This is a genomic window from Corynebacterium sp. KPL2850 (assembly GCF_040225855.1).
Lineage (GTDB): Bacteria > Actinomycetota > Actinomycetes > Mycobacteriales > Mycobacteriaceae > Corynebacterium.
In genome coordinates, this window is record NZ_JBEHFV010000046.1 from 1 (window position 1) to 10,514 (window position 10,514).

Here is a 10,514-nt window from a genome sequence, read left to right on the forward strand (position 1 = left end):
TGAGTATGAGACTTCTTTCATCGCTGGTGGTCGGACATACTTCACGCTGGCATCCACATTACTTTGAGACCTCACACACTTGATGTGGGTCAGGTTCCTATTAGCAGTTTGGAGTATGTCACTGCCTTCGGCGGCATCACCCCCCGGATCATTGTCAGACAGGGACGAAAATAAGCCATACCGAAGCCAGCGACTAGTTCCACTGCTCCTCAAAAAGAAAAGCAAAAGGAACGCAGACAAACATAACCTGCCCCGGCATGGGGGCAGAGTTACGAATCCTGGGTAACCTCAAGCGGAACTGCTAACAACGTAATGGGCAGAATCTGCTGGTCTCCGGTATGGGATGGCAGGTGTAGGTATGCCAGATTCCGGCCAAGGTAGTTAATCCTCGGCACCGTACGGCGTGTGTAAAAACTCTGGCGCGTCTCAAGCTAATTGACTGCGCGGGCGTACTCCTGGGGCTGGTCGTCCTCTGCTCCGGCCTTGCGGCTTAGGAACCCCAGCAGGCTGTTTACTCGGTTGCTTAGTCAGCCCCTCTAACGGTGCTCTCAACCCGCCGTTTAGACCGTAGAAGCCAGGTGTGCAGCCTTCCCCCGAAAACAAACCTTCGCACAACGAAAAAGCCTCGAGCCACCGTTCTAGGAACGATGTCTCGAGACTTGAAAATGGTGCGGCCTGAGGGGATCGAACCCCCGACCTATTGGGTGTAAACCAATTGCTCTTCCAGCTGAGCTAAAGCCGCATGCGCCCTTGCGCTGTTATGTACAGTAGCGCAGGATCGCGAAGCTACACAAATCAGCTGGTGAAGGCTATTTTTTGGTGTAGCCGCGCTGTACCAGGCAGGAACCTTGCCACTCGCCAAAGCGCTCAGCTTTGGTCTGCACCAAGCCGGCCAGCTGTGCCGATTCAGAAATGAGACCAGGCTCAACAGTGCCAGGCTTGCCGGCACCTGGGGTCAGCAACCACACGGAGCCATTATCCGCGAGGGGGCGGCTGGCATCCACCAAACCGTCCACGAGGTCGCCGTCTTCCTCGCGCCACCAAAGAAGGACTACATCGCACAGCTCATCATTTTCCTCTTCGAGGAAATCCTCACCGAGTACGGCTTCGATCGATTCAGAGATTGTGGTATCACAATCCTCGTCCCAACCAAGCTCTAGAGCGATTTGCCCCTCCTTGATTCCGAGCTTGACTGCAGCGTCAGCCACTATGCATTTCCTTCCTTATTCGGTGAATTCTTGCTCACGCCCGGCCCGTGCTTGGCAGGGAGGGCGCGTGTTATTACATGTAGTTTAACGCCCCAGGGCGTCTTTTACTTGCTACAGCACCCCTTTCCCCCAATTTGCAGGCCCTTTTCTGCTCACACCGGCGTCTGTTTTGTGGGACAACTAGCGCCGTTTAGGGGCATACTACCCACGTTTGCACGCTGGGTGAGAGAAGCAAACCGCAGGTTATAGGGGGTGCATCGGAAAGCGCCGCGATTTAGACAGCCTAGACTCCCACTCGCGATCTGGGAACGCGTATCGTAGGAGATAAACTCTGCAGACCCTTAACTAGGAGGTTTACATGGCCGAGAAGGACCCCGCCAAGGGCGATTCCAACTTCCCGCTTATCCGCGATGGTGTTGCATCGTACCTTCACGACAGCGACCCAGAAGAAACTCGCGAGTGGATGGATTCCCTCGATGGTCTGCTGGACCATTCTGACCAAGAGCGCGCGCGTTACCTGATGCTGCGCCTTCTGGAGCGCGCCACCGCCAAGCGCGTGGAGCTTCCCTCGTTGACGTCGACGGACTTCGTCAACACCATCCCCACCAACATGGAGCCGGAATTTCCTGGCGATGAAGAACTAGAAAAGCGCTACCGCCGCTGGATCCGCTGGAACGCTGCCATCATGGTGCACCGCGCGCAGCGCCCCGGCATCGGCGTCGGTGGCCATATCTCTACCTATGCGGGTGCCGCCCCACTGTACGAGGTCGGCCTCAACCACTTCTTCAAGGGTAAGGACGATCCTTCAGGCGGCGACCAGGTCTTCTTCCAAGGCCACGCCTCCCCGGGCATGTACGCCCGCGCCTACATGGAAGGCCGCCTCTCTGAAGAAGACCTCGACGGCTTCCGCCAGGAAGTTTCCCTCGGTGAAGGCAAGGGTCTGCCCTCCTACCCGCACCCGCGCCTGATGCCATGGTTCTGGGAGTTCCCCACCGTGTCCATGGGTCTCGGGCCTATTAACGCCATTTACCAGGCACGCTTTAATAAGTACCTGGAAACTCGCGGCATCAAGGACACCTCCAAGCAGCACGTCTGGGCCTTCTTGGGTGATGGCGAGATGGACGAACCAGAGTCCCGCGGCCTGCTGCAAACCGCCGCTCTGTATGAGCTGGATAACCTCACCTTCGTGGTCAACTGCAACCTGCAGCGCCTCGACGGCCCCGTGCGCGGTAATACCCAGATCATCCAGGAATTAGAGTCCTTCTTCCGCGGCGCCGGCTGGGATGTCATCAAGGTCATTTGGGGCCGCGGCTGGGACAAGCTGCTGGAAAAGGACACCGAAGGTGCCCTCGTCAACGTCATGAATACCACCTCTGACGGTGACTACCAGACCTTCAAGGCAAACGACGGCGCTTATGTGCGCGAGCACTTCTTCGGCCGCGATGAGCGCACCGCAAAGCTGGTAGAAGACGTCTCCGATGAGGAAATCTGGGCGCTGCGCCGCGGCGGCCACGACTACCGCAAGGTCTACGCAGCGTATACCCGCGCCCTGGAGAACAAGGGCTCCGGCAAGCCGACCGTCATCTTGGCCCACACCATTAAGGGCTACGGCTTGGGCCACAACTTCGAGGGCCGCAACGCTACCCACCAGATGAAGAAGCTGACGCTGGAGGATCTCAAGAACTTCCGCGATAAGCAGGAGATCCCCTTCTCTGATGAAGAGCTGGAAAAGGATCCTTACCTGCCGCCGTACTACCACCCGGGCAAGGATTCCCCGGAGATCAAGTACATGCTGGAGCGTCGTAAAGAGCTCGGCGGCTTCCTGCCTGAGCGCCGTGCGGACTTCACCCCGCTGGAAGCACCTGCCTTGGACAAGCTGCGCTCCGTGCGCAAGGGCTCTGGCAAGCAAGAAGTCGCTACCACCATGGCCTTGGTGCGCACCTTCAAGGAGGTCATGCGCAATAAGGAACTGGGCAAGCGCGTCGTGCCCATCATCCCAGATGAGGCTCGCACCTTCGGTATGGACTCCTGGTTCCCAACCATGAAGATCTGGAACCCCCGCGGCCAGAACTATGTGCCGGTGGACCACGACCTGATGTTGTCCTACCGCGAGGCTACCGATGGTCAGATCCTGCACGAGGGTATTTCTGAGGCCGGTGCGGCAGCATCCTTTACCGCCGCCGCTACCTCCTATGCCACCCAGGGTGAGGCCATGATCCCGCTGTACATCTTCTACTCGATGTTCGGCTTCCAGCGCACTGGCGATGCCTTCTGGGCCGCCGGCGACCAAATGGGCCGCGGTTTTATCATCGGTGCTACCGCCGGCCGCACCACCCTGACCGGTGAGGGCCTGCAGCACATGGATGGCCACTCCCCTGTCTTGGCAGCCACCAACCCGGCGGTCATTTCTTATGACCCGGCCTTCGGTTTCGAGGTTGCTCACTTGGTAGCGCGCGGTATCGAGCGCATGTACGGCGAAGACAACGAGCCGGTCATGTACTACCTCACCGTGTACAACGAGCCGGTCCACCAGCCGGCCGAGCCGGAGAACTTGGACGTGGAGGGCCTGCACAAGGGCATCTACCACTTCAATACCGCCGAGAATGGCTCCACCCCGGCCAATATCCTGGCTTCGGGCGTCGGCGTGCACGAAGCTCTTCGCGCACAGGAGATGCTGGCTGAGGATTACGATGTCAAGGCATCGCTGTTCTCCGTGACCTCTTGGAATGAGCTGGCCCGCGACGGTGCCCGCCGAAATAAGGAAGCGCTGCGCAAGGGCGAGGAGCCCTCCGAGGCATTTGCTACCTCCCAGCTCAAGGACTTCGAGGGCCCATTCGTTGGTGTCTCGGACTTCACCACCGAGCTGCAGGAGCAGATTCGCCCCTACGTCCCAGGTACCTACATCACCTTGGGCACAGACGGCTTCGGCTTCTCCGATACACGCGAGGGTGCCCGCCGCTTCTTCAACAACGATGCGGAATCCATCGTCGTCGCTGTGCTCGATGGCCTTGCCCGCGATGGCGAGATTGAGCGCTCCGTCGTAGAAAAGGCGGCCTCCGAGCTGAAGTTGGATGATCCAACTGCACCTAATAGCGGCGAGTAATATCGCCCGCACCTCCACAATGGAGATGTAGCTCAGGCGCTTCCGGCTTAATGCTGGAAGCGCCTAAATTATTTTTCGCCCAATCCCCCCTAACCAGTACCGCGTGAGCCTATTTCTCCTATGTCACGCACCAATCGCTACTACACTGGTCACTATGGCAAATGACCTCAGTGCCCAATTGCAGGCAAAGTTTCAGGGTTCTGACCCGGATAAGGACCACGACCCAGATCGGGATACGCTGGGCGAGCTCATCGCCCTCATCGTCAAAGTCACCGGGACCGAGGCCGAACTTGGCAGGGACACCGCGCTTTCCGATGTCGGCGTGGAATCCCTCGAGCTTATAGAGCTCACCGTGCGTGCAGAAGAGCTCTTTAAGGTGCGACTTACTGAGGAAACAATGCTTAACTGCGAGACCATCGGCGATATCGCTGACTATTTGGAGGACCACCAATGATTTCTTACCTATCCGATATGGACGGCGTACTCATCAAGGAAGGAGAAATGATCCCCGGCGCCGATAAATTCATTCAAACGCTGAAAGATAACGACATTGAGTACATGGTGCTCACCAATAATTCCATGTCCACCCCGCGCGACTTGGCGGCACGGCTACGCAATACCGGACTTGATATTCCGGCCGAGCGTATCTGGACCTCCGCTACGGCGACGGCAAACTTCTTGGCCACCCAGGCCAGCTCCAGCAAGGCCTACGTCGTGGGAGAGTCCGGTCTGACTACTGCGCTGCACGAGGCCGGTTGGATCCTCACCAACGATGACGCCGATTTTGTGGTCCTTGGTGAAACCCGCACCTACTCCTTTGAGGCGATTACCACCGCCATCAACCTCATCCGCAATGGCGCCCGCTTCATCGCCACCAACCCTGACGTTACGGGTCCTGCTCCCGAGGGCGTGCTCCCAGCAACCGGCGCGGTGGCCGCATTGATCACCGCCGCTACCCACCGCGAGCCCTACTACGTGGGAAAGCCCAACCCTGTCATGATGCGCTCAGCGCTCAACCACATCGGCGCTCACTCTGAAAACACCATCATGATTGGTGATCGCATGGATACCGATGTCAAGGCGGGCCTAGAGGCCGGCATGCGCTCCATTTTGGTGCGCTCCGGCATTTCCGATGACCGCGAAATCTCCCGCTATCCTTACCGCCCAACCGCCGTGTTTAAGTCGGTTGCAGATATTCCCGATAAGATCATGGATCCCTTCGCCGACGAGGAATCCTAAAATGGAGCCCTGCTGCGCGACCAACCTCGTGCGGCGGGGCTCAATTTGGCCGCGCTCGCGACGATTCGCTCGTGCGTCTTAGCTAAAACGCACGGTGGCGCTAAAGCCATAGCGCTGCGCAAGGTAGCACACCGCGCTCTCAAGCGCGGCAAGCTCCACCTCGGTTCCGGTAAGCACCTGGTGGCAGCCAATGCCGATGCCAGAATCCATTCCAGAACCCGTCGCCTCACCGCGCACGAGCGCCTCCATAGAGATCTCGTCGCGGTACCACCGAGTACACCACTGGGCGGTCAGCGGGTCATCGCCTGGGACGATGAACTCCGATTCGGTGCGAATGCACCGATCCATGGCGCGTTCTACCTCTGGGCGCAACGCACGCGGCATCCCAGAAATTTTCAGCACACCAGTGACCACGACGGCCGCACCATTGCGGCTGGGCCACGTGTAGTTAGAGGCCGGTTGATCAACCGGCACTGGATTGACGCAAGTATTCATAGCCGATATCTCCCTCGACAAATCACCACTGCTAGCCACACGCGTGGCGTGCGGCGCAGTGCAAGACGAGCTTCGTCTTCCCCAACGAACTGTCTTTTGCGTCTGCACCCAATTTTCCTGCGCCACACCACCCTCTACAACCCTCAACTTTCACTTCAACCCCCAAGATCTAAACCTCAACATAAAGTCCAGACTGTGATTAAAGTGACTAAAGAAATTGAAGTTACAACAGTGAAATTTGTGAAATTTACCCCTTGAACCGCTTTCTCTAAAACAACGTCCCGGTACGAGTCGCTCACAAGGCAGTTAGCAGCGGAAACACTTGCCCAATAGCGCTCACCCCCTAGGGCCTCGGCCGAAAACTACCCCAGTCCCCCTAGGGGCTAAGCTCTCCAAAAAGCCCCAAGTGGTAAACCCACGGCGGGGGTAGCCAGGCGCCAACCCCACTCTCATCCCCTGATTTGAAAAAGAGACGCACGCCCCATCAGTAGAGCGGTCGATATTCATTTATTTTGTATTAAGAATACAGTTTGACACGATCCACGCACTCTGCTTATACTGAGATAAATTAAAACAATCCAGTTTGAATTCTCCCTATTGAAAGGAACCCCCTATGTTTGTTCTTTCTTCTGCTCTCGGATTCCAGATTCTCTCCCTCGTTGACGGCATCTTCACCCAGTTCGCCATGTTCCTCGAAGGCCTCGGTCTGCAGGTGTTCTAAAAAGAGCAGCTTTAAGCTCCCCACTCCACTGGAATGGGGAGCTTTTTCGTTTTCCTATTAAGGAAAATCTGCGACGGAGCTCCTTACAGCGCCTCCCAGATCTTTGTATTGGTTTCATTCCACAGTGGCTTTGCCCAATCACCAAAATCTCGGTCTGTCAATGCCACCATGGCGTAGTCGCCGGCCAGCCAGAGGTAGGTTCCGGACATGCCGAAGTGCCCGGTGGCATCGGCAGGCAGGGCTCCCATCCAGTGGTCTTTCTCACCGCGGATCTCAAATCCAAGCCCCCAGGTGCAATCCTTAAAGCTCCCGTAACCGGGTACGATGCCGCGCAAACCAGGAAAGTGAACGCGGCGCATATCGGCCACGGTACTGGGGTGCAGGAGCTGCGGGTCGTGGACCTCGGCAGCAAATGCAGCGAGATCCTCCACGGTAGAAACCAAGCCGTGCCCTGCCGAGTCCTCTAAGCGGGTAGAGGACATTCCAAGCGGCTCGCACACGCCTTCGCGCAGGTACTCTGCAAATTCGATGCCGGTGGCACCTTCAACGATCTCTGCAGCCCACTCATAACCGGCAGAGGAATAGATGCGCCGCTCGCCCACTGGTTTTTGTTGTTCACGCGAATCGAACTTCACACCCGAGGCGTGCGCGAGCAGATGCTCGAGGGTCGAACCCTCCGGACCAGCGGGCTGCTTCAAATCCACCGCGCCTTCCTCCACGGCCATCATCACCGCGTACGCCGATACCAGCTTGGTAACGGAGGCAACCGGAAATTGGCGCGAAGTATCGCCTACCTTGTCTATCACCTCACCGCTGTGGATCAATGCTCCGGCCACGGTATCTACGGGCCATTGACTTATCTGCTGCAACTCGCTCATATCTTCCAGCCTACTGTGCTCTAGACCTCTGAATAAGGCGTGCCGATCGGTGCGGAGGTAAACCCGTGGTTACTGATAAAGGAATTTCTGGTGTAATGCGGCCTGAGCGGTTGCAGGCCCTTTCAATCTTAGAAAACTTATGAATATGACTAGCAGAAACCACAGCATGCAATCAGAGATGTCTCATGTCAACCGCCGCAAATTCCTCCAAACCAGCGGCACAGTCGGCGCCGCCTTGGCGCTGACCACCACTGCCAGCACGGCTAACGCCAGCACTGCTCATGCACAAAGCAGCCTCTCCTCGCGCCCAGAACCACACATGGTAGAGCCCACGCTCGGTGAACGCCCCTTCCTGCACGGGGTAGCCTCCGGAGATCCCATTCCAGATTCTGTTGTCTTGTGGACGCGCGTGACCCCAGATGCAGATGCGATGCCTGGCTCCGGTGCAGGCGCGCCTACCACCGTGGAATGGGAGATTGCGCGGGATGAGGAGTTTAGGGACATCGTCAAGCGCGGCGAAGTCACCACCGATCCCGCACAAGATCACACGGTCCACGTGGATCCTCACGGCCTCGAACCAGAATCCGTGTATTACTTCCGCTTTCGTGCCCAAGATAAAATCTCCCCCGTAGGCCGCACCAAAACCGCACCAGCGGTTACTGCATCCCCAGAAGAACTAACCTTCGGTGTAGCCAGCTGTGCCAACTGGGAGTCCGGTTTCTTTCAAGCCTATGGCGATATCGCTCAGCGCGGACGAGCCGGGCAACTAGATTATATGGTCTTTCTGGGAGACTATATTTACGAATACCCACAGCGCGAGTACGCCGGTTTCGGTCCAGTACGCCTGCACCACCCCGCGCACGAGATTACGACACTGGAAGATTATCGCACGCGCCTCGGCCGCTACCGCACCGATGAAAATCTCCAAGCAGCACATGCTGCCCTGCCGTGGATCGCGGTCTGGGACGACCACGAAACCGCAGACAATTCTTGGAGGGACGGCGCCCATAACCACACGGAGGGAAAGGAAGGCGCTTGGATCGATCGCCGCAATGCCGCGATGCAGGCCTACTTTGAATGGATGCCGGTACGGGCAAGCAATCCATCCGATAATGGCCATCTCTACCGGTGTTTGACCTTTGGCGATCTCGTGGAACTGACCATGATGGATCTGCGCACATACCGCGATAAGCAAATTCTCTTTGGCCCTGCCAGGATGGCCGCCGAGGGGCGAAGCATGCTCGGTTCGGAGCAGTACGCCTGGCTGGTCAACAAGATCGACACCTCCGCCGCCGCGTGGAATATGCTGGGCAACTCCGTCATGTTCTCCCCCATGAACCTGGCTACCCTGCAGCGCGACGACAAGCTGGCACCCGTATCGTCCTCGCTGTCGTCCAATATCACCGGCATTCCTGTCAATGGCGACCAATGGGATGGATACTCGGCAGAACGCCGGATGCTTATCGATGCCCTTGCGAAGCACGACTCCCACGCCCTCTTTGTTACCGGCGATATCCACTCCGAATGGGCGCATAATATCAGCAAGGACGGGCACATCTTCGGGGCCGAATTGGTGTGCTCATCTGTCTCCGCGCCCAATGTCAACGAACAGCTTCACCTTCCCGGGGACAACGAGCTTTCCAAGCTGGCAGAGCGCTTCCTTTTGGAGGCAAACCCCCATACACGCCACGTCAACCTCGATCACCACGGATATAGCTACGTCACCATCCGCCCTGATTCTGCGGAAATGCACTGGCTACGCGTTGAGGATCTCCTCAATCCCGCCGCACCAGTAAACGAAGCCGTCACGCTGACATGGCGCCCGGATGAGGGCTTTAGTTCATAATATTTAGCGGGCAGTTGTTAACGCTCGCTGGGTGCACGTTCGATATAGAGAGTGAAAGATCCTCTCTGGGATATTTCACTCTCTATCACTCGCGCTCTCTTCCCCTACCTGCCGCGGACTACGCGTTAGTCCGCGGCAGTTTCATAATCAATGTAGCCGCGCTCGCCGCCGACGTAGAACGTGGCCTGATCTGGCTCATTAAGGGCCAGGCCTTCTTCCCACCGGCGTACCAAGTCCGGGTTAGCAATGAGCTGACGGCCCACTACAACGGCATCCACGTGGTCCAATTCCAGCTCGCGCTCGGCATCTTCCTTGGTGGTGACAGTGCCGAAACCATCATTCATCAAGACCTTGGTTTCGCCATTGGCACGGGCCTTCTTTGCCAAGGCCGAGATGAGCTCGCCTTCCGGCTCGGCGTGCAGGAAGGAGACATAAGCCAGGTTCAGCGGGGCAATGGCGTCCAAAAGTCCGCCGTAGGTGGCCAACATATCCGCCTCGTCATCTTCAACAATGCCTTGTACAACGTGGGCCGGGGAGAAACGCACGCCCACGCGGTCAGCACCAATTTCATCTACGACAGCACGAATGACCATCTCTGGCAGGCGCCACCGGTTTTCTGGGCTGCCACCAAATTCATCGCCGCGCTGGTTGGCAGACGGTGCCATGAATTCGTGCAGCAGGTAGCCATTCGCATTGTGGATCTCTACACCATCAACGCCGGCATCGACGGCCCGGCGTGCGGCAGCGCGAAATTCCTCAACGATGCGCGGGAGCTCATCAGCCTCTAGTGCGCGCGGCACCGGTGCATCCATCTTGCCTGCAAAACCGCGAACCTGGCCGTCCCAATCCAACGCGCTTGGGGCCTCTGCCTGGGCGCCATCAATGAGGTCTGGGTGGCTGGTACGGCCGCCGTGCATGATCTGCATGAACAGCACGCCGTCCTTGTCAGGACCTGACCCCCAGATGGTGGACACCTTGAAACCAGCATCTCGCTGGGGAAGTGAGGTACCTTTCCACCATGCCA

General features: G+C 57.8%; 8 protein-coding genes and 1 tRNA gene. 4 read left to right on the forward strand and 5 right to left on the reverse strand.

Annotated features, from left to right (window positions below):
* Positions 1–666 precede the first annotated feature (666 nt).
* Positions 667–742 (reverse strand) — tRNA-Val (locus tag ABRP93_RS11035).
* 67 nt (positions 743–809) lie between these two features.
* A complete protein-coding gene (locus ABRP93_RS11040) occupies positions 810–1,208 on the reverse strand; it encodes a DUF3052 domain-containing protein (protein WP_023029051.1) in 399 nt (132 codons plus the stop codon).
* A gap of 358 nt (positions 1,209–1,566) precedes the next feature.
* Here ABRP93_RS11040 and aceE point away from each other — a divergent pair, with 358 nt between their 5' ends.
* From aceE to ABRP93_RS11055, 3 genes are all read left to right on the forward strand, one after another.
* On the forward strand, positions 1,567–4,311 hold the full coding sequence (gene aceE / locus ABRP93_RS11045) for a pyruvate dehydrogenase (acetyl-transferring), homodimeric type (protein ID WP_349887957.1): 2,745 nt from the start codon (positions 1,567–1,569) through the stop codon (positions 4,309–4,311).
* Positions 4,312–4,465: 154 nt separating this feature from the next.
* Positions 4,466–4,765, forward strand: a complete 300-nt coding sequence (locus tag ABRP93_RS11050; RefSeq protein ID WP_349864331.1) for an acyl carrier protein — start codon at positions 4,466–4,468, stop codon at positions 4,763–4,765.
* The gene (locus tag ABRP93_RS11055; RefSeq protein WP_239269712.1) at positions 4,762–5,550 is read left to right on the forward strand and encodes an HAD-IIA family hydrolase; all 789 of its coding nucleotides are present in this window, start codon (positions 4,762–4,764) and stop codon (positions 5,548–5,550) included. Before ABRP93_RS11050 ends, ABRP93_RS11055 begins: the two co-directional genes overlap by 4 nt.
* 78 nt (positions 5,551–5,628) lie before the next feature.
* Here ABRP93_RS11055 and ABRP93_RS11060 read toward each other — a convergent pair whose 3' ends face one another.
* Both ABRP93_RS11060 and ABRP93_RS11065 read right to left on the reverse strand, forming a co-directional pair.
* Positions 5,629–6,045, reverse strand: a complete 417-nt coding sequence (locus tag ABRP93_RS11060; RefSeq protein WP_284869810.1) for a hypothetical protein — start codon at positions 6,043–6,045, stop codon at positions 5,629–5,631.
* 804 nt (positions 6,046–6,849) lie between these two features.
* Entirely contained in the window at positions 6,850–7,644 is a 795-nt protein-coding gene (locus tag ABRP93_RS11065) for a serine hydrolase domain-containing protein (protein WP_349887958.1), read from the reverse strand.
* A gap of 145 nt (positions 7,645–7,789) precedes the next feature.
* Between ABRP93_RS11065 and ABRP93_RS11070 the strand changes: the two genes are divergently transcribed.
* The gene (locus tag ABRP93_RS11070; protein ID WP_349887959.1) at positions 7,790–9,490 is read left to right on the forward strand and encodes an alkaline phosphatase D family protein; all 1,701 of its coding nucleotides are present in this window, start codon (positions 7,790–7,792) and stop codon (positions 9,488–9,490) included.
* A gap of 125 nt (positions 9,491–9,615) precedes the next feature.
* On the opposite strand, the gene ABRP93_RS11075 is transcribed toward ABRP93_RS11070, so the two are convergent.
* The coding region (locus ABRP93_RS11075; protein WP_349887960.1) for an oxidoreductase at positions 9,616–10,514 on the reverse strand (899 nt) is incomplete at its 5' end.

Coding starts and splice junctions, on each gene's coding strand:
- ABRP93_RS11070 (WP_349887959.1), top strand. CDS start 7,790: ATGACTAGCAGAAACCACAGCATGCAATCAGAGATGTCTCATGTCAAC.
- aceE (WP_349887957.1), top strand. CDS start 1,567: ATGGCCGAGAAGGACCCCGCCAAGGGCGATTCCAACTTCCCGCTTATC.
- ABRP93_RS11060 (WP_284869810.1), bottom strand. CDS start 6,045: ATGAATACTTGCGTCAATCCAGTGCCGGTTGATCAACCGGCCTCTAAC.
- ABRP93_RS11065 (WP_349887958.1), bottom strand. CDS start 7,644: ATGAGCGAGTTGCAGCAGATAAGTCAATGGCCCGTAGATACCGTGGCC.
- ABRP93_RS11055 (WP_239269712.1), top strand. CDS start 4,762: ATGATTTCTTACCTATCCGATATGGACGGCGTACTCATCAAGGAAGGA.
- ABRP93_RS11050 (WP_349864331.1), top strand. CDS start 4,466: ATGGCAAATGACCTCAGTGCCCAATTGCAGGCAAAGTTTCAGGGTTCT.